19 protein-coding genes are annotated in these 20,513 nt (G+C 42.6%); 7 read left to right on the top strand and 12 right to left on the bottom strand.

What is annotated here, in order from left to right:
• Positions 1–2 precede the first annotated feature (2 nt).
• Both MN200_RS03770 and MN200_RS03765 read right to left on the bottom strand, forming a co-directional pair.
• On the bottom strand, positions 3–1,154 hold the full coding sequence (locus MN200_RS03770) for an efflux RND transporter periplasmic adaptor subunit (RefSeq protein ID WP_062034227.1): 1,152 nt from the start codon (positions 1,152–1,154) through the stop codon (positions 3–5).
• Positions 1,155–1,401: 247 nt separating this feature from the next.
• A complete protein-coding gene (locus tag MN200_RS03765) occupies positions 1,402–1,899 on the bottom strand; it encodes a thioesterase family protein (RefSeq protein ID WP_004694841.1) in 498 nt (165 codons plus the stop codon).
• A 108-nt stretch (positions 1,900–2,007) separates the two neighbouring features.
• On the opposite strand from MN200_RS03765, the gene hemB reads away from it, so the two are divergent.
• Complete coding sequence (hemB, locus tag MN200_RS03760; RefSeq protein ID WP_242760079.1) at positions 2,008–3,021, top strand: porphobilinogen synthase; 1,014 nt, start codon at positions 2,008–2,010, stop codon at positions 3,019–3,021.
• A 27-nt stretch (positions 3,022–3,048) separates the two neighbouring features.
• Positions 3,049–4,158 (top strand): glycine oxidase ThiO, encoded by a 1,110-nt coding sequence (thiO, locus tag MN200_RS03755; protein ID WP_242760078.1) that lies wholly within the window; start codon positions 3,049–3,051, stop codon positions 4,156–4,158.
• Positions 4,159–4,174: 16 nt separating this feature from the next.
• Here thiO and MN200_RS03750 read toward each other — a convergent pair whose 3' ends face one another.
• From MN200_RS03750 to MN200_RS03740, 3 genes are all read right to left on the bottom strand, one after another.
• Entirely contained in the window at positions 4,175–5,086 is a 912-nt protein-coding gene (locus MN200_RS03750; protein WP_242760077.1) for a TIGR01777 family oxidoreductase, read from the bottom strand.
• 59 nt (positions 5,087–5,145) lie between these two features.
• Positions 5,146–5,592 carry an ABZJ_00895 family protein gene (locus MN200_RS03745; RefSeq protein WP_242760076.1) on the bottom strand — a complete coding sequence of 149 codons (447 nt, stop codon included), beginning with the start codon at positions 5,590–5,592 and terminating at the stop codon, positions 5,146–5,148.
• 334 nt (positions 5,593–5,926) lie between these two features.
• Positions 5,927–6,904, bottom strand: coding sequence for a sensor domain-containing diguanylate cyclase (locus MN200_RS03740; RefSeq protein WP_242760075.1), 978 nt, complete (start codon positions 6,902–6,904; stop codon positions 5,927–5,929).
• Between the two features lie 397 nt (positions 6,905–7,301).
• Between MN200_RS03740 and MN200_RS03735 the strand changes: the two genes are divergently transcribed.
• Together MN200_RS03735 and MN200_RS03730 are read left to right on the top strand one after the other, a co-directional pair.
• Entirely contained in the window at positions 7,302–8,555 is a 1,254-nt protein-coding gene (locus MN200_RS03735; RefSeq protein WP_242760074.1) for an exonuclease SbcCD subunit D C-terminal domain-containing protein, read from the top strand.
• Between the two features lie 9 nt (positions 8,556–8,564).
• On the top strand, positions 8,565–12,161 hold the full coding sequence (locus tag MN200_RS03730; RefSeq protein ID WP_242760072.1) for an AAA family ATPase: 3,597 nt from the start codon (positions 8,565–8,567) through the stop codon (positions 12,159–12,161).
• Positions 12,162–12,276: 115 nt separating this feature from the next.
• Here the strand turns inward: MN200_RS03730 and MN200_RS03725 are convergent, their stop codons facing one another.
• Positions 12,277–13,011, bottom strand: a complete 735-nt coding sequence (locus tag MN200_RS03725; protein ID WP_242760070.1) for a hypothetical protein — start codon at positions 13,009–13,011, stop codon at positions 12,277–12,279.
• Positions 13,012–13,201: 190 nt separating this feature from the next.
• Entirely contained in the window at positions 13,202–13,891 is a 690-nt protein-coding gene (locus MN200_RS03720; RefSeq protein WP_242760068.1) for a YggS family pyridoxal phosphate-dependent enzyme, read from the bottom strand.
• A 122-nt stretch (positions 13,892–14,013) separates the two neighbouring features.
• Here MN200_RS03720 and MN200_RS03715 point away from each other — a divergent pair, with 122 nt between their 5' ends.
• Both MN200_RS03715 and MN200_RS03710 read left to right on the top strand, forming a co-directional pair.
• On the top strand, positions 14,014–15,051 hold the full coding sequence (locus MN200_RS03715; RefSeq protein ID WP_004694862.1) for a type IV pilus twitching motility protein PilT: 1,038 nt from the start codon (positions 14,014–14,016) through the stop codon (positions 15,049–15,051).
• A gap of 26 nt (positions 15,052–15,077) precedes the next feature.
• Positions 15,078–16,199: a PilT/PilU family type 4a pilus ATPase gene (locus MN200_RS03710; protein WP_004694864.1), complete on the top strand. Its 1,122-nt coding sequence runs from the start codon at positions 15,078–15,080 to the stop codon at positions 16,197–16,199.
• Positions 16,200–16,258: 59 nt separating this feature from the next.
• On the opposite strand, the gene fur is transcribed toward MN200_RS03710, so the two are convergent.
• Entirely contained in the window at positions 16,259–16,696 is a 438-nt protein-coding gene (fur, locus tag MN200_RS03705; RefSeq protein WP_004694866.1) for a ferric iron uptake transcriptional regulator, read from the bottom strand.
• 112 nt (positions 16,697–16,808) lie between these two features.
• Between fur and bamE the strand changes: the two genes are divergently transcribed.
• Positions 16,809–17,207 (top strand): outer membrane protein assembly factor BamE, encoded by a 399-nt coding sequence (bamE, locus tag MN200_RS03700; RefSeq protein WP_004694868.1) that lies wholly within the window; start codon positions 16,809–16,811, stop codon positions 17,205–17,207.
• Positions 17,208–17,253: 46 nt separating this feature from the next.
• Here the strand turns inward: bamE and MN200_RS03695 are convergent, their stop codons facing one another.
• The 4 genes from MN200_RS03695 to MN200_RS03680 all read right to left on the bottom strand — a co-directional run bounded on the left by MN200_RS03695 (position 17,254) and on the right by MN200_RS03680 (position 20,380).
• The gene (locus MN200_RS03695; RefSeq protein ID WP_010326018.1) at positions 17,254–17,577 is read right to left on the bottom strand and encodes an RnfH family protein; all 324 of its coding nucleotides are present in this window, start codon (positions 17,575–17,577) and stop codon (positions 17,254–17,256) included.
• Positions 17,577–18,659 carry a hypothetical protein gene (locus tag MN200_RS03690; RefSeq protein ID WP_058869036.1) on the bottom strand — a complete coding sequence of 361 codons (1,083 nt, stop codon included), beginning with the start codon at positions 18,657–18,659 and terminating at the stop codon, positions 17,577–17,579. Before MN200_RS03690 ends, MN200_RS03695 begins: the two co-directional genes overlap by 1 nt.
• A 142-nt stretch (positions 18,660–18,801) precedes the next feature.
• The gene (locus MN200_RS03685; protein WP_005400160.1) at positions 18,802–19,257 is read right to left on the bottom strand and encodes a bacteriohemerythrin; all 456 of its coding nucleotides are present in this window, start codon (positions 19,255–19,257) and stop codon (positions 18,802–18,804) included.
• 274 nt (positions 19,258–19,531) lie between these two features.
• A complete protein-coding gene (locus tag MN200_RS03680) occupies positions 19,532–20,380 on the bottom strand; it encodes a class II glutamine amidotransferase (RefSeq protein WP_058869035.1) in 849 nt (282 codons plus the stop codon).
• Between the last annotated feature and the right edge of the window lie 133 nt (positions 20,381–20,513).

The raw sequence follows: 20,513 nt of genomic DNA, 5'->3' as shown, positions 1-20,513 counted from the left end.
AACTACTTCGATTTCAAATCGATTTGAGCTTCCATAGACAAGCCGACACGTAAAGGATGTTCAGCCAACTCTTTCGGGTCGAGTTGAATACGTACAGGCAAACGCTGTACCACTTTAATCCAATTACCTGTGGCATTTTGTGCAGGAATCAGCGCGAAGGCTGAACCTGTTCCACCGGAAAAGCCCAAGACCGTACCATGGAACTCAACCGAGTCGCCATAGAGGTCTGAGGTTAAAACGGCCTTTTGACCGGGGCGTACATTTTCAAGCTGGCTTTCTTTAAAGTTCGCGTCGACATATAACTGTGAAATTGGCACCACCACCATGAGCACCGAACCCGGTGCGACACGCTGTCCAACTTGAATTTTTCGGCTCGTCACCACCCCATCAAATGGTGCTTTAATTTCAGTACGTTCTAAATCAAGTAAAGCTTGTTTCAGTTTTGCCTGAGCAACCAAAACATCTGGGGTCGAATTTTCATTGCTGCCTTGAATTAGAGCTTCATTTGCAGCCAAATTACTTTGCGCAGCTTTCTGACTGGATTTTGCCTGCGCCCACCCCGCTTGCGCCAAGTTATAGCCTGCTTGTGCATTATTTAAAGCAGCTTGTGCCGTGCTTAATTCTTCTTTAGAAATCGCGCCTGTCGCACTCAACTGCTGACGACGGTTCAAGTCATCTTGCGCTTTATCCAACTCTGCTTTGGCTTTAGCCACTTGCGCTTCAGCACTATGAATGGCGTCATCACTCACAAAGACTTGCGAGTTTAAAGAGCTGCTGTTGGCCGCGCTTTGTTTATACTGGCGCTGTGCTTTAAGTAGTTCGGCTTGAGCTTGGGCTACAGCAATTTCGGCATCACGATGGTCGACCAAAACCAACACATCGCCTTGCTTTACAGTTTGCGTGTCACTGACCAACACTTTTTCAACTTGGCCTGTCACCATAGAGGTAATCGAGGCCGTTTCTGCGCCCACATAAGCATTATCAGTTGAAACCGAATGGTTAAAAAACAGTTTCCAAATCAAGAATAAAATGGCAGCAATGATCAGGATCACAGCTACGAAACCTAAGCTTTTCTTACGTTTAGCTTTCAGTGCTTGATCATTGATTTGATCGGCTGGATCAGTATCTGGCAGTGTATTTGGGGCATCTGTCATTGATTTTTCCTAAATCTAACAGACTTGGTCAGCCGGCATCATCCCTACGAAAAGGACATCAGACAAGTATTGTCTGCATTGGTGTCGATGAGAAAGTCACAATAAAATTTGATGCATTCTAAGAGCAAATAATCACATTTTGAGAAAATAAATTGTAACTGCTCAGTCTATTTTAGTTTTCAGCATCCAACTTCCTATTAGATGCTATAAATTTCATTTGAATATTAACTACTTAATTAATTTAAAACTAATAAGCATAAGAAGCAATCGCTGTGGCAATCGATTTGCCTTCATCATTGACCATGGTCATGCGCATGGTGCAGCCTTTTCGCCCTAATCTTAGGGTTTCAGCACGGGCAATAAAATATTTTCCACGTCCTGGCGCGAGATAATCAACTCGCATATCCACTGTAGCTAAACGGGATACTTTTTTAATGGTGTCCGCAATCGTGTCAGGTTCCGCTTTTTTATACAGTTCTCCCATCGCTACAATGCCACCAATACTGTCCAAAACCGTTGCAGCCACGCCACCATGTAAAATTTGGAACGCAACATTGCCAATTAAGTAATCTTGCATATCAATATAGGCTTCAATTTGCCCATCAACGACTCGCATAGTCATGGTGTTGTGCTTAAAAAATGGCGACGCATTAAAAGCCTTAACCAACTGCTCAAAAACTACATCTATATCCACTTTTGCTCCTAAGTGTATGCTGCCCGTCCAGCTTTTTTCACCACTACTCATAACAATCTGCTTCACTCTTAAAACAATAAAAACCCGTCAATATGTGCCCAAAGCCATAAGATAGGTCTACAATACTGACCTAGTTTAATACCGATTATCGAGATTTGTATGACCTATACGTTCAATCGTCCCGCCTTCCCCGCTACTCGCATGCGCCGTATTCGTAAAAATGAACATCTGCGCTCTATGGTTCGCGAGACCCATTTAACGACAGATCATCTTATCTATCCAGTATTTGTCCTGCCAGGACAGAACCAGACGCAAGACATCCCCAGTATGCCGAAGGTGCAACGCCTATCTGCGGACTTACTCTTAAAAAAAGCAGAACGTTTACTTGAACTTGGCGTATCGAAACTGGCGCTATTTCCAGTGACGCCCCAAGAAGATAAAAGCTTAAGTGCCGAAGCAGCATGGCGTGAAGATGGTGTGGTTCAAAACACGCTACGTCTGCTCAAAAAAGAATTACCTGAAATGGTGCTGATTACCGATGGCGCACTTGACCCGTATACTACGCATGGTCAAGACGGCATCATAGATGACACAGGTTATGTACTCAATGACGAAACCGTTGAAGCACTGATCAAACAAGGATTAAGCCACGCTGAAGCTGGCGCAGATATTTTTGCGCCAAGTGACATGATGGATGGTCGTATCGGTGCGATTCGTCAAGCCTTTGAAGCCAATGGTCATATCTACACCTCAATCATGGCCTATTCAGCAAAATACGCGTCGAGCTTCTATGGCCCTTTCCGTGATGCGGTCGGTTCATCCAGCAACCTCAAAGGTGGCAACAAATACAACTATCAAATGGATGTCGGCAACCGCGCAGAAGCATTACATGAAATTGCCCTCGATATTCAAGAAGGGGCTGACATGGTGATTGTGAAACCGGGTATGCCGTATTTGGACATTGTCCGTGAAGTCAAAGACAACTTCGGTGTGCCGACTTTCGTTTACCAAGTCAGTGGCGAATATGCCATGCTCGCAGCGGCCATCCAAAACGGCTGGTTATCGGACAGCGTGATTATTGAATCACTGATGAGCTGCCGCCGCGCGGGTGCAGATGGCATCTGGACCTATTTTGCAGAAGAAGCGGCACTAAAACTAAAAGATATGAAATAACAGCGCGTTTAGAAGGATTGAGTTGCAATGCATATTGCCATCGTTGGCGCGGGAATCAGTGGTTTACTGACAGCGCTTGAGCTGATTGAACACGGTTGTTCGGTTGAGATTTTTGACCAACAGCAAGCGGGACAAGCGGCTTCATGGGCAGGTGGAGGGATTCTCTCCCCGATGTACCCATGGCGCTATCCACAAAGTGTCAATGACCTCGCCAAATATGGCAAGAGCATGTATCAAGCATGGAATGAAAAAATTAGTCCGGTTTCGGGGATAGATTTTGAAATCCACGAAACAGGTATGCTGATTTTTGACGAAACTGATTTTGACCTTGGCCTAAATTATAAAGACCAACATCAAGAACCGATGCAACATTGTGAACTTTTACAACGCGAGCAACTTGAACAGGTCAATCCGCGCATTTCCTCGCGCTTTCAACAAGCCATCCATTTTCCGCAATTGGCCAACGTCCGCAATCCGCGACTGCTCAAGTCGATTGTGGAATATCTCAAACGACAGCCACAAGTCACCTTTCATGAGCAAGCGTGGGTACATACCTTTGACATAGTCAATCAGCAAGTTCAAGGGATAAAAACTGCTGATGGTCAGAGCTATTCAGCGGATCACGTGGTGATTGCAACAGGTGCATGGTCACAGCACTGGTCTGAACAACTCCAGTGCAGCATTCCAGTGAACCCCGTACAAGGGCAAATGTTACTGTTTAAAACCCCGGAAAACTGGCTACCAACCATGTGTATGAATCAGGTTATGTATCTGATTCCGCGTTTGGATGGTCATATCGTTTGTGGTTCGAGTATGGCGGATGTCGGTTTTGACCAACGCCCTTCTCTACAAACCCAGCAAAATATTTATAAAGCCTGTTTGGATATGGTGCCTGAGCTGGCCGATTTCCCAATTGTGAAACATTGGGCAGGTCTACGCCCAAGTTCGCCAACGGGCGTCCCTTATATCGGCCCCTTCCCAGAAATAGCCAATCTCTGGGCAAACTTCGGTCACTATAGAAATGGTCTATGTATGGGGCCTGCATCTGCACGACTGCTACGCGAATTGATGTTAGGCCAAAACTTAACGGTTGATGCGACTGCCTATACTCCAGAACGTTTAGCACATTTTGCGTGATGATGCTTCGCCACAATCAGGCTTTGGGCTGAATGAGATGAAGCAATGCTTCTTTTAAAGTCGGATACTTAAACTCAAACCCCTGTGCTTTCAATGCTTCTGGGCGAACAAATTGACCATTCAGCACCAGTTGAGACTGCTCGCCTAAAAGTAACTTCAGCACAAAAGCGGGTAAAGAAAGTACAGGTCTACGTTTTAGAATTTGCGCTGCGGTTTGTGCAAATGCTGACTGAGTGACTTTTTCTGGACTGACGACATTAAAGACTTGTGCAGTGGTTTCATGCAGCATTAAAAACTCAATCGCTCGCAGTACATCTTGAATATGCACCCACACCACAGGTTGCCGCCCCGAACCAATACGTCCACATAAGTTCATTTTGATCGGAAACAACATTTGCGGCAAAATGCCAGCCCCACCTCCAAAGACCACGCCTAAACGAATAATTTTGGTATTTTGCGACGTGTCTTGCCGTGCAGATTGTTCCCATTTCTGACACAACTCTGACATAAAAATAGACTGCGGCGCTGACTGCTCATTACAACACTCTGACCATTGTTCAGTCGGATCGATGCCATAATAGCCCACTGCCGAACCTGAAATAATACATTTCGGTTTAATATTTCTTTTAGCGAGATATTGATAGAGCATCGTCGTCATTTCAACGCGACTGGCGATCAGCTTTTGCTTGCGGGCATCTGTCCAACGTCCCTGAGCAATACTTTCCCCAGCCAAATTCACCACATAATCAATGCGATCATGCTTGAGTTCTTCTAAAGCTCGAATCCAAGTCAAATGTGGGTGAATTTTAGGCAGATTCTTCTGTCGGCTTAAGCCGATCACTTCATAATCTTTTTCTAATAAATAATCGAGCAAGTTTGAACCAATAAAACCACTTGCTCCTGTCACCAATACACGTTCTTTTTGCATAGCGTGATCTCAAATGATGCTTTTGCTCAAACTATAGCATTTAGAAGAAAACTTTACGATTAATCGATCATTTTTTCCGCCATACGCTCAGCTTGTTTGCCATAAAACCAGTACGTCAGCACATACAGCGGAATCGCGATCAATAAAATCAGAATCACCACCATACTGATAAATTGCGGTTGTTGGACGTAGAGCATAAAGTTTTGCCAAACTTCGGCATCTCCCTGCGCAAAAATAAATACCCCCAACATGAGAAAGGCAAAGTTATAGCTCCAAAAAATCAGACTAAAACCCAAAGTGAATTTCTTCCGCTCTGCTTGGGTTGGCGCACGGCGCTGCTGCTTAATAAATTTAAGTAAAACCCAAATCATGGCCACCAAATAAGGTACAGCCGTTAATACTACTCCCATCCCTGTCGGAAGTAGTGCAGCGAGTACACCACAGACACAGCTAAAGACAAAACATATGAAAAAAAACCAGAGAAAATATCGTGTTAGCGAAATCATAGCGCTACTTTAAACCCAGCCAAAAAATCATTATAAAAAAAATTCAGTTTTTTTTCATTTTCATGTCAACCAATCGAAGTTGATGTGCGTTAAATAGGGTACAAGGTCGCAGCAACCGTCAACATTGTACCGGCATCCACAATACGTACGGTGACCTTTCCTAGAGCAATAAGATTGGCTCCAAATTTAAATGTTGTCAGCAGCCGACATTTAAGCGTGAAGCAGTTTTCTTTGACCGACGATTTCATCATCACTCGAATCGTCGGTCTTTATTTTTTTGAGGACTGATTTTTCAGTGCTCCCTCACCTCAATAGATCAAGAAGCCCTTAAAAGTTAATATGAGTTTAAGTGCTGGACGTGTTCTGCATCCTGAATGACATAACCATTACGTCCCCGCTCTTTGGCCAAATAGAGATTCTGATCGACCTCTTTTAAAAAGGCCATTTTGTCATTTTTTTGCGTTGGGATAATGGTCTTCACCCCTAAACTGACCGATAAACGCTGATCCAATGGTGATGTACTATGGCAAATATCAGCGGTTCGAATACTCTGTAAAATACGCTCCACCACTTCAATTGCAGACGCTTGTGTTGTATCAGGCAATATCAAAATAAACTCTTCCCCGCCAAAACGTGCGACCAAATCACGTGGTCTTGAGACACTTTTTTTCAGTATTTGTGCAATTTGTTTCAGACAAGCATCACCGAGAAGATGACCATTATGATCGTTGTATTGTTTAAAATAATCGATATCCAATAAGATGAGGGTCAAAGGTTGCTGTTCACGCTGGGCATTGAGCCACTCACGTTGGTAGCTATCTTCAAAGAAGCGACGGTTGGCAATCTCCGTCAGACCGTCTTGATACGAATATTCTTCCAGTTGTTTTTTCAGTATTTCTAACTCTTGTTCCTGTTTTTTACGCTCCGAAATATCGAACATAAATCCAACCAAACTATCGACTTCCCCATTGGGTTTGCGCACTACATGCACCACATCGCGAATCCAAATATATTCTCCATTTATGGTCAGTGCGCGATAATCCGCCTCATGATCAACCCCAGAAATCGACTGCGCCACACAAAAATCAACCACCCATGCACGATCATTTTCATGCATTCGCATCGCCCAATCTTCGACTGTTCTCCACGAGTCTTGCTTCCAACCCAGCACTTTTTCAATTTGTGGGCCAATATAACTAAACTTTTTGGTACCCCAATCAATACTCCAAGGAATAGCAAGTGTTGATTCAATCAGCGTCTTATACACCAGATCATTAACAATACGAGGCGAACTGAAAATAGAATCAGACATAGTTATGTTCTCCTTATACCCTGTCCTATTCAAGGCATAACTTATTTTTTAGACATTCTGCATAAATCATTCTTATAAAGTCTCAAAATTGAATCCGTGATCGATGTTCACATTTCATTTACGACTTCGACACGATATACAATTTCACAGAATTACATAATACCCCATTAAAAGAACATTTTTTAATCAAAATTTATCTTTTTACTATGGTGTTAATCAAATAAACCCATCACATTCTTTTTCACATAATCGCTCAATAGTTTTTCTGTGCAATTCAACTTAAAAATAGGCACTCAACTATCAGGTCAAAGATTGTCGTCGTAGCGACAATTATCCATCGCATAATTTTGATTTATGTTAGCTTATAGCTCTATTGCGCTTTGAGCTTGGGGTATCTATGGCTGTTCGTTTTTTTCATACATCTGATTGGCATTTGGGACAGTTTTTTTATAACCATTCCCGTCAGTATGAACATGAACAGTTTTTAGCATGGTTACTGGAACAAATCAGTGCAAGACAGCCAAATGCGCTTTTGATTGCAGGAGACATTTTCGATGTCATCAACCCTTCATCGTCCGCACAAAAGCAACTCTATCAGTTCTTAGCGGATGCGCATGCACGTGCACCGCATATGCAAACCCTGATGATTGCAGGCAACCACGACTCAGGCTACCGCATTGAACAAGTTGAACCGTTATTGGCCAAATACAATGCCAAAGCGGTGGGAGTGATTCATAAAAATAGTCAACAGCAGATCGATCTTGAGCACTTATTGGTGCCAATTTTAGATGAGCAACAAAATACTGTGGCATGGTGTCTGAGCCTGCCCTTTTTACGTCCTGCTGAAATTACAGGCTTTAATGAACACACCACCAATAGCCAAAACGCGATTGCCTATTTGCATCAACAATTGATCGCCGAGGCTAAAGCCCGAAAAACAACGGATCAAGCCCTGATTTTAATGTCTCATGCACATATGCAAGGCGGCGAAACCTCTGACTCTGAGCGTCCTATTGTAATTGGGAATGAAGAAGCACTCTCCACGACATTATTTGATGAAATCATTGACTATGTGGCACTCGGGCATTTGCATAAACCGCAAAAAGTCGGTGAAGAGCATATTCGCTATAGTGGCTCCCCAATTCCACTATCTTTTAGTGAAATTAACTATAAACATCAAATTGTTGAAGTGACACTTAATCCTACACAAAACGATTCCTCCCGTTTTCAATTGAATGTTTTAGCGATACCACGAAGCATTCAACTGCATAAAATACGCGGTGAACTCAATGAAGTACTGGAAAAGCTGCAAGCCTTGCCTCAAGGCGCTATCCCAGAGATTGATCAACGTGAATATGTCGATATTGAATACCATACTGCTGTTCCACCGCAGCCCAATTTGAGACAACAATTCGAAGAGGCTCTACCCAAAGATCGTTATCGTTTAGTGCGTATTTCTCGTCAATATTTAGCGACTGAGCAAGACCCCAATGCGCCAGCTAAAGTGAGTTTAGAACCACCAACACCAGAAAAACTGTTTCAGCAAATTTGGGAAAAACAGGGTTATCACAATGATGCAGAAGTGTTAAACGATTTTATGAGCTTAATGCGTGAAGCAGAGCAATCCCTTGCAGATGAACAAGAGGCTTAAAGGTTTAGTATGAATATTTTATCAATTCGAATTAAGAACCTTGCTTCACTTTCTGGCGAACATCTGATTGATTTTGAAAGCGATCCCCTTGCCAGTGCCGGCCTGATTGCCATTGTAGGGAAAACAGGCGCAGGTAAATCCACCATTTTAGATGCTATGTGTTTGGCCCTGTTTAACCGTATTCCACGGCTAAAAGACAGTGATGGAAAACTACAAGATGTTGATGGCTCAGAGCTGCTCACCAACTCCCCCTTGACCGTACTGCGTCGTGGCACTGCACATGGTTATGCCGAGCTATGCTTTATTGCACAAGACCAAAAACGCTATATCGCACGTTGGGAATTAAAACGTTCGCGGGAAAAAGCCGATGGCAAACTGCAAAGTGTGCAGCGTTCTTTAAAATGTGTCACCGATGGTGTTGTGGTTGCGGATAAAGCCAAAGCCGTCGATGAAAATATCAAACGCATCACTCAACTCAGTTTTGAACAATTTACTCGTGCCGTTTTATTGGCCCAATCCGAAGTCACCGTTTTTTTAAAAGCACGGGACAATGAACGCGGCGAATTGCTGGAATATCTAACCAATTCCGCTATTTTTGGGAAAATTGGTCAACTGGCTTATGAGAAAACCAAATCCGTCGCCACGCAGCGCAAAGAACTGGAAAATGTACTGGGTCATATTGAACTGTTAACTGATGAACAAGTCACTGCATTATCGACTGAGTTTCAGCAGTGTGACAGGGATTATAAACAGCTTGAAGCTCAAAAGTCGCAACTGGAAAAACAACAACAATGGTTTGAACGCAAACATAAACTCGACAGTGAAATCATTAGCAAACAACAACTCTTCGATACGCAAAGCAAGTTACGACAAGATTTAGCTCCTGAGCGCGAACACTTGGCTCGTTTGGAGATCTTTTCTGAAATTCGCGCTGTGGTCTTCCAGCAACAACAGTTAGAGCAAACGGTGCAGCAACTGACGCCCCGTATTCAACAACAGCAACAACTGTTCGATCATTTACAGCTTACATTTGAAAGCGAAAAAGCCCAATTCACGCAAGCTGAAATGGCAGTGAATAAACTACAACAGTTTGAAAGTACCCATCATGATGCATTGAATGAGGTACGTAAATGTATTCAAGAACGGGATTTTATTGGGGCTGAGTTTAAGAAAGTTCAGGAAAAATTGCAGGCTTTAGAGCAGTCTAAGCTACCCCTAACCCAGCAACAACAAAAGCTTGAACAGCAGATTCAACACATTGAGCGACAGCAAACCGAGTGTAATCAGCAACTGGAAAGCTCACAACAGTTTGTAAACTTAGACAAAGGCCTCAGTGCCCATACTCAACAGCTAGATCAGTTCATTCATCAATATCAAAAAATTGAACATCAACTCGGGCCACGTGCTCAAACGGAACATCGGCTAGCATCAGAAAAAGAACAATTACAGCAGTCGATACAACAGTTCGGGACGATCGAACAGCTTGAAATCAAAGTTGCGCAGACACAGCAGCAACGCGAGTTGAAAATCAATCAACTCAGCCAATTCGAGCTGATTCAGCAGAAAATTCAGCAGTTTTTTGACCTACAAGCTGAATCTACAGAACAGCAAGTACTGCTCGACAATGCCAATACACAGCTTCAAGCCGTGCAGCACAATAGCCGACAAGCAGAACAAGCCTTTCAATCTGCCAAAAGTGAACGCATCCAGCTACAACAGGTGTTGCAACAGCAACGACTTTTACATGCTAAAAATATCGAAGATTTACGCTCGGCACTCCAAGACGGCGAACCCTGTTTAGTCTGTGGCAGTACCTCACATCCTTATAAAGTGGAAGATACTGCGCTCTCCAAGGCCCTGTTTGAGCTTCAACAACAGCAGGAGCAACAGGCAACACTGAAAGAACAAAATTGCTTTGATGGCTGGCAATACGCCCAGCAGCAGCTGACTAAACTGAATACTGCAATAGAACAACGGCAAACTTTAATTCAGCAACTTTCTGAAAAAATTAGTACTTTGCAACACGTGTTAATCGAGCACAGTCAAACGACAAATATAGCGCTCGACTTCACCCTAACAGCATCGGAGTTGAAGACTCAGTTCATGCAAATGGCTGAGCAATATCACTCGGATTTGCAACAACTCAAACAACAGTCTGAGCAGTTCCAACACAATATTAAAATCCAGCAACAATGCATCCAAGACATTCAAAAAATTGAACATTTACTACAAACAGCGAACGGTTTGCACAACCAAGTTCAGCATATCGTGCAGTGCTTCTCTGAGGCTGAGAAAACAGCTTGGCAACAGCAGCCCCCCCAAACCGCTCAGCAAATCTTGATACGTCTAAATACACGTTCACAACAACTGGAACAGTTGGAACAATGGCGTCAGCAATGCGAACAAACCACGCAACAGTTCAAGACCAATCAACTGAATATCGAAAATACCAGTAGGCACATCGCTGAAACTAACAAGCAGCTTAGTGAGATCAAACAAAGAGGACAGCAAAATACAGAAATAGCCAATCAATTAATCCAACAAATGACAGGCTTAACGGACATCAAAGCCAATGAATGGCTCATTCAGCACGATCAACATCGCCAGCTGATGCAAAGCCATTATCAACAGCTGAAACAGCATTTTGAGCAATTGCGCCATCAATTCGAACAAGAAAAAAATCAGCTAGAACAGCTCAAAGCCCAGTTACAGCAGAATCAGACCAGTGCCAGCCAAGTAGAAAATACCCTTCAACACTGGCTCAATGCGCATCCTGATTTCCATAAGCCTGATTTAGATGCGCTGGCTCAAATTAACTTGGCTCAGGAACAACACATCCGTCAGAAATTACAGCATGCAGAACGCCTAGTAAATGAAGCACATGCTGCATTGAAAACTATGCAAGAGCAGTTGAGTGAACATCTGGGCCATCAACCTGAGATTGACCCAGCACAGTTACAACAGCAAATGCAGGAGCATCAAGCGGCACTGCAAACACAACTTGAAATACGCGATCAGCTCAAACTCAAACTCGAGTTGCATCAGCAAAATGTCGCAAAACAAAAGCAATTTGCAGATCAGATTCAAGCCATACAACAGGAAGAACACCGTTGGGGGAAAATTTCAGGTCTCATGGGAGATGCCACGGGCAAAAAATTCCGTGATTATGCGCAGCAATATAATCTCGATATTTTACTGGAACATGCAAACCAACAGCTCAACCAACTCTCACAGCGTTATACCTTAAAACGTTTAGAACATTCGCTGAGTCTGGCCATTATTGATCATGACATGGATGGAGAAACCCGCTCTGTTGCATCACTTTCTGGGGGCGAGTCTTTCCTGACCGCACTTGCCCTATCTCTTGCCATTGCCAATATGGCCTCAGGGTCAATGAAAATCGAATCTCTATTTATTGATGAAGGCTTTGGGACTTTAGATGCATCGTCCCTGCACATGGTCATGAATGCTCTCGATCAACTGCAAAACCAAGGACGTAAAGTCGTGCTGATTTCACACATCCAAGAAATGCATGAACGTATTCCTGTGCAAATCCAAGTTAAAGCTTTGGGCGCAGGTGCCAGTACCATTGAGATAGTGGGATAATTTCAAATTTTTGAAAGTCAAAGTTTGATCTGTTTTAAAACGCCATCTCTCTGTTAAAAATAAAGGGAGGATCCTACTTGATGTAAGTGGTCCATGTGAAATCCAAACGAATGCTTTAATCCGCTGGGAATGCTTTTGGTGGAGGTGCATATTTAGATGCATCTGCGGCTTTGTCTGTAGCCGCCATAGACTGTAACGGATAGATCACTGTACCAATCACACCTGTATTTTGGATGGAACCATGATCTGAGTTTGCAGCATAGGCATCTTCAGGTCGACTAAAGGTAAAGGAAGCCACCGCAGAGTCACTCTTACGGAAGCCTTCAATAATCAACTCCCCTTGTGGACGAAGCACATAACCTGAATTGCTACGTGATGCTGCACGTCCATCAATAACATCTAAACCATCGACACTGGCAACCACTTCAAATGTGCTATTGCTATGGTTTTGGTATTTGAGTTGATAACTTTGTCCATCTTTGCCAGATAAATAATACTGCTGACCATCTCGAAATAAAGGCAGTGGACGGTGTGCATCATCTACAATCGAAAAACTGATTTTTCCAGCAGCCAATGACAGGCTGTTCACGGCTTTCCCCACGTATTTTTTGCTGGCATAGCGAACTTGTGATTCAGCAATTGGGCTACTGGATAAACGTTTTAAATTGACTTCCGTGACGTTTGAACTGATCTCATCGCCCCACTTGGTGCCTAATTTTTCACTTTTAGCGACCTGAGCATTGTGAACTGTAGCTTCCGCACTCATCTCACTCATTTTGATATTTGTACTACTACAAGCTGCTACAAATAAGCTCAAAAGCAAGGAGATAAATAAATAGAGTTTTTTCATTTTGCTTCATCCTAAATGCAATTTTTTATCGTTGTCAGTAAATCATTTTTCAGGGTTCATCTGCCTAATCTATAGACGGTTCAATTCATGAGTTTAAATTAAGCCTATTTTTTCAGCAGCCTATTAGTTTTATATAATTGTAAGTTAAGCGCTTCTCACTGCCTTTAAGCACAAGAAGCCCTATTTAGGCTTAATGCTGTGAATAATCTCTCGCTCCGAACAAGGCGGTTCCAACGCGAACCATAGTCGACCCAGCTGCAATCGCATCAACCATATCGCCTGACATACCCATACTTAAGGTATCCCAATCTTCAGGGTGAACATGCAGCTCTTTCACTTGGTCAAATAACACTTTCGCGGCCTTAAAGGCTTGAGTATTGTTCGGTGCAGGAATCACCATCAAACCACGTAGTTTGATATTAGGTAACTGACTGATACTTCTTACCAACTCAGCAACCTCATCAGGTTGGCAGCCATCTTTGCTGTCTTGACCATCGATATTGACCTGTAGACAAAGATTTAATGGTGGTTGTGTTATCAGACGTTGCGCCGATAAACGCTCTGCAATAATTAAACGATCAACTCCATGCACCCATGCAAACTGTTCAGCCAAATGTTTGGTTTTATTGCGTTGTACATGCCCAATAAAATGCCATTCAATCCCTAAGTCTTGTAGCGCCTCTATCTTCTGCAAAGCCTCTTGTAGGTAGTTCTCACCAAAGGCGCGTTGACCACAAGCGTACATGTCTCGTAACACTTCGCTCGGATGTGTTTTAGAAACCGCCAAAAGTTCTACAGACTCCACGTCACGCCCTGAAATTTCGCAGGCCTGTTGAATTTGGGATAACACGTATTGACGTGAATTTTGCAAGATATTCATTGACGAGGGTCTCATTTCGGTCATCTTTTTTGCTTTGCCTTTCAACAAACTGTTGGTTAAGTTGATTGAAAGCCTTATTATTCTATCAAAATAATTAGCATTTAAATGAACTCGGGGAAATAATGGATATCACAGAATTACTAGCCTTTTCGGCTAAGAACGGGGCATCAGATTTACACTTATCTGCAGGTATGCCACCGATGATTCGTGTCGATGGTGAAGTTCGTCGTATCAATTTACCAGCTTTAGAACACAAAGAAGTGCATAAACTGGTCTATGACATCATGAATGACAAACAACGTCGTGATTTCGAAGAAAAATTAGAAACGGACTTTTCCTTTGAAGTTCCAAGCATTGCTCGCTTTCGTGTGAACGCATTCAACCAAAACCGCGGTGCAGGTGCAGTATTCCGTACCATTCCGTCTAAAGTCCTGACCATGGAAGACTTAGGTTTAGGACAAACCTTCAAAGAGTTATGTGAATTGCCACGTGGTTTAGTTTTAGTGACGGGGCCTACCGGTTCTGGTAAATCTACCACATTGGCGGCAATGATCGATTATATTAACGATAACCGCTATGACCATATCTTAACGGTTGAAGACCCAATCGAATTTGTACACCAGTCAAAAAAATGCTTGATCAACCAACGTGAAGTGCACCGTGATACACATGGTTTTAACGAAGCACTGCGTTCAGCACTACGTGAAGACCCCGATATTATCCTCGTGGGTGAGATGCGTGACCTTGAAACTATTCGTTTGGCGCTCACAGCAGCAGAAACGGGTCACTTGGTCTTCGGTACACTACATACCACCTCTGCGGCAAAAACCATTGACCGTGTAATTGACGTATTCCCTGCTGAAGAAAAAGACATGGTTCGTGCCATGTTGTCTGAATCGCTACAAGCCGTGATTTCTCAAACCTTACTCAAGAAAAATGGCGGTGGCCGTGTTGCCGCGCATGAAATCATGATTGGTATTCCTGCCATTCGTAACTTAATTCGTGAAAACAAAGTGGCACAGATGTATTCTGCTATTCAGACTGGTGCAAACTACGGTATGACCACACTGGATCAAAGTTTGAAAAACTTGGTCACCAAAGGGGTGATCAGTCCACAAACTGCCCGTACAGCTGCCAAGCAACCTGAAACCTTCTTATAAGAAAACAATGGATTTGGGGTATAGATATGGATTTTAACGACTTACTCAATTATATGATTCAACAAAAAGCGTCAGATTTATTTATCACCGCTGATGTTGAACCCTCCATGAAAATTAACGGTCAAATTGTGCCTGTGGCTAAGGGCAAGCTGACGGGTGATGTCGCGGGGCAACTACTCAACTCGATTATGAGTGAAAAGCAGCGTAAAGAATTTGCAGATACACATGAGTGCAACTTCGCGATTATGAATCGGGATAAAACTGCGCGTTTTCGTGTCAGTGCCTTTCAACAGCGTGATATGCCAGGTATGGTTTTGCGTCGGATTGAGACGCAAATTCCAACCATGGACGAGTTAAAACTCCCGCCTGTGCTCAAAGAGTTGGCTATGACCAAACGTGGCATCATCATCTTTGTGGGTGCAACAGGTACGGGTAAATCGACCTCTTTGGCTTCGATCATTGGTTACCGTAACCAAAACTCAAAAGGTCATATCATTACCATTGAAGACCCAATTGAATTTATTCATGAGCATGCAGGCTGTATCATTACCCAGCGTGAAGTGGGCATTGATACGGACTCTTTTGAAATCGCACTGAAAAACACCTTACGTCAGGCACCCGATGTAATTCTGATTGGTGAGATTCGTTCCCGTGAAACCATGGATTATGCGATTGCCTTTGCTGAAACAGGTCACTTGGTATTTGCAACGCTGCATGCCAACAATGCCAACCAAGCCATCGACCGTATTATTCACTTCTTTGAAGCAGACCGTCATAGCCAATTGTTTATGGACTTGTCTTTAAACCTTAAAGCGATGGTTGCACAGCAGTTGATTCCAACACCTGACGGTAATTCACGTCGCGCTGCGATTGAGATTTTGATTAACTCACCGTTAATTTCCGATTTGATCCGTAAAGGTGAAATCCACGAAATTAAAGACCTGATGAAACGTTCTCGTGAACTCGGTATGCAAACTTTTGACCAAGCCTTATTCGATTTGTACAAAGCCAAGCAGATTACCTATAAAGATGCGCTGAAACACGCCGACTCTCCAAACGACTTACGCTTACAAATCAAGTTGTCTGAAGAAGGCGGTGATCGTCTATTGCATGCCAGTGCAAACATCACGTTTGACGGACAAGCTTAAGCATTCCTTTAAACAATAAAAAAGGGCTTCTCATGAAGCCCTTTTTTAGATCTAAGTTATTACTTTTTACGAAGTGCTTCTTGGCACTCTGCAGCATCACAATAACCGTATAGGTTGAGTGAGTGACCTGTTAAAGTAAAGCCATGCTTTTCAGCAACTTCATGCTGCTCATGCTCAATCACTTCGTTGCTAAACTCAACCACTTTGTTGCAATTTTGACAAACGATATGATCATGGTGATCGTCTTGCATGATTTCGAAAACAGAATGGTTATTTTCAAAGTGATGGCGCTGAATAATGCCCGCTGCTTCAAACTGCGTTAACACGCGGTAAACAGTTGCTAAACCGACATCTTCACCTTGTTCAAGTAAAGTCTTATAAATATCTTCCGCACTTAAATGGTGTTGCTTTGAATTTTCTAGTAGTTCTAATATTTTAATTCGTGGAAGTGTAACTTTAAGTCCAGCTTTGCGTAGATCTTGATTTGAAATTGGCATGTAAAAAGGTCTCTCAACAAATTTAAAGTTAGAATATGCAACAAAGTGTAGATGCAGTATGATCTATCCGTGGCTCAATTGCATCATAATTAATTTGGGATAGTGTAGCAAAATGCAAAAAATCATGTTGGCGTTATTCGTCACTTCACTGCTCGCAGGCTGTTCGACCTTGGGCGTTTATAAAGTTGATATTCCTCAAGGTACGCCATTAACTCAAGCACAAGCGTCAAAAATACAAGTTGGCATGAGCCATCAACAAGTTCGCTTTTTGCTTGGCAGCCCGACAGTTTCAGATCCAATGAATCCGCTACGTTGGGACTATATCTACAATTATACCCCAGGAACGTATGCTAAAAAAGCCAAGATTCCTGCTGCACAAGGTCAACATCTGAAAGTCTATTTCGACCCAAACGGTATTGTGCAAAAAATTGAAGGCTTAGAAACCATTCCTGCATCTCAGCCGGGCTTACCAGCATCGAAAGAAGCGATTCTAAACGCGCCCCCACTATAAAGCCTTATTCTAAAAAAGAAACCCCTCAACTGAGGGGTTTTTCATATCATTTCGATTGTTTTAAGCGATTGCCTTTTGCAAAGCGACCCACAGGATTATTTTGTGCACGTATCCTTCTAATATCTTTAGGATTAATACTCAAAGGTCGGTAAATTTCAACACGATCCCCTGCCTGTAAAACCTGTTGAAGGTCTTTCAATCGGACACCAAAGATGCCCAATTGTAAAGGCTCAGGCAATTCAACCTGCGAGCCTATGCCACTCAGCTGAATCGCATCCTGTGCCGTCATTCCCTCAGAAAACGGCACACTGATATGGAACTGCTGGTCTGCTGTTGCATAAGCAACCCAGACTTGTTGAAGCATGCGCATTAGATCAGTTTTCCAAGTACGGCTACAATGGCCAATACGATAGAAACGGGTAATACCACACGCACAGCTATGCGCCAAATATTATAAAAAGCTTCATTACTAAAGTTCATCGACTTACGTAAATGGCTAATTTTCATAATCCAACCCGCAAAAATGGCATAAATCAAACAAATCACTAAGCCCCACAGCATCAGTAAGATGTTAAAGATCGGGCCAGTGGCTGGAATTAACCACACCAACGTTGCAGCCAGCAATACGAGCCACTGAATCACAATATTTAACTGGCGCTGAGCCAACTGCTCACGTGCCATCTGTAACAGCACGGCTGCCGCTACAACTGCAGTTAAGGCAATCGCATACGCAGGTAATGCCGCTTGGACTGCAAAAAATGCAAAAGCAACCACCGCCAAAATTTGTGCAATCCAAATCGGTAAAACAGTCTTGCTTGCAGCATCTTGCTGTTGAACTTGTGCCAAACTGTTCTGCCAGTACAGGCCGAGTCCTAAACCGCTTGCCACCAAAGCCAATACCGTTGCACTGCCCCATTCTGAAAATTCAACCGGCGTCACTTGCCACTCAGCGGTTCCTGTACCAGAGAGGTTTGCAAGCACTAAGGAGATCAGCACACCGACCGCCGTTAACGCTAAGGTCAACAGACGTGGGGCAAAAGACAACGCAATCGCAACCACAGCCAAAGCAATAAAGATCACGGACGATGTCATATCGGCCAGTGCATATTGATTTAATAATTGCGCAGCATTAGACAACATGCCGCCCGCTAAAAAAGGAATAAAGACGACAGCAAGCCATCCAACAAGACGCCACGTCTGAGAAGCATCGGCATCACGCGTCAAACTCAACAAAGCATTCAATGCCGTGGTTTTTGAACGCTTGGCTAAGGCAATTTCTAAGTAACACACAGGTAAAGCCAAGATCACCATGGTCACTAACCAAAGTAACCAAAAGTCGAGCTGACGTTCAACCTGAATTCCCACCAAGGGTGCAAGTGTGGCAATGATAATAAATGATAAACAAAATGCCATCAGCGGCGATAACCATCGTGACAGAGCATTGTCTTGCATGATGCGTTCCTTCAATAAGTCTTGCGCTATTTTGCCTTGCTCGCTTATGAAAATCAAAAACAAAAAGCAAACCACCAAAACTGATGATTTGCTGCGCTAAATATAATTAAAATTTATTGTTTTGATCCCTCGTTTGGCTCACTTATGAAAAGAAACGAGCAAACCAGTTTTTCCCTTTTTTCTTTTCTTTTTCTTTGATAATGCCCATCATATTTTCTTTTACGGCACCGACATAATCTGCATCATCGTGCTGGATATGGTTAATCAGCCATTTCGACAACACTTCATGCAGCTCAGCTTCGATTGAATGACCCAGCTCAAAACGGTCACGATAAGATTCAATTTTTTTTATAAATAAATCATGTACACGTTTGTGCGGTACACGATATTTATAACCCGCCTCTTCTTGGAGAGACTCTTCAAAAGTGAAGTGAGACTGTGTGTAATCAATAATATTTTCTAAAATCTGTTTCACGCGTTCACGGTCAGTATTGACATCAATCGCATCAATTTCATTGATATAATCGAGAATACGACGGTGTTGATCGTCAATCACATCGATACCAGTATTATATTCTGGAACCCACTTCATTATCATTCCGACCACCCAATAAAAATTAATAGATTAATTACATGAATTAATCATATCGACTATAATTAAAAATAAAAGTGAATCAAATTGGTTGGTTTTATACTATTTTCACAAAATTAAACTTAAGTATTTATTTTAAATAAGTAAATAAATTTAAAACCGACCAAAAGAATCAGTTATTATTTAATCGATTTTATTATTTTATAAGTATGCATCAAAATAAAAGCATGTTTTATTTTATTATCAACATGCTTTTATATTCTAATCATTTTAAAATAAATTAATATTGATCTGCTTTAGTAAGGCGTTTTAAAGACGGATCTTTGGCTTCTCGGACTAAACGTTCCACATGGGTCATTTGGTGGCGGATCGCTTTGCCATATTGAAATAAAATCATTTCCCCTGGTGCAAAGGCTGTCCACGCTTCATTTTGAGTCAACGGTTCGGTAGTAATCACGGCTACGCGATCGTCTACAGTAGTGACTTGGCTAAAATCGACTTCAACATCAATATCGATCAGCTGCGCAGGTTTAAATGGGTACTCACGCACCAACCAATGCAGTTTGGTAATGGCATAACTAAACAGGGCCTGCCCATTCGATAAACAAAAATTGAACGTGCCATGCTCCGCAATCCGTGGAGAAATATCCGTTAATAAATCAAAAACTTGATCTAGACTTGGCTCGATATAGCCAAACTTGTTCACCAGCTGATCAAGTAAATAGCAAAATGCACGTTCACTGTCGGTATTACCCACTGGGGTAAAGCGTCCTGAAAGTACAGGATTAAAGTCATGCAAATCGCCATTATGCGCAAAAATCCACTGTCGTCCCCATAACTCACGACTAAATGGGTGTGAGTTTTCTAAGTTAATTTTTCCCTGCGTCGCTTTGCGGATATGTGCAATCACATTGCGTGATTTGATTGGATAATTACGAATTAATTCAGCAATCGGTGACTCAACTGCAGATTGATTGTCAACGAATAAACGGCAAGCTTTATCCTCAAAAAAAGCAATCCCGAAACCGTCACAATGGTCTGAAGTAATCCCCGCGCGCTGTGAAAAGCCTCGAAATGAAAAGGTAATATCAGTCGGTGTTGCACAGTTCATTCCGAGCAGTTGGCACATAATCTTGATCTTATTTAAACATATTTATTTATGATGGTTTTATTGTGCATGAGTCCTGACTGGCTTGCAATTCACAATGCTTCATAACCCGAACACATTCACGCATAAAACTATTTTTATAAAATGCATAGGC

The organism is Acinetobacter sp. LUNF3, from assembly GCF_022699605.1.
Lineage (GTDB): Bacteria > Pseudomonadota > Gammaproteobacteria > Pseudomonadales > Moraxellaceae > Acinetobacter > Acinetobacter johnsonii.
This window is presented reverse-complemented; position numbering and strand designations above follow the sequence as displayed.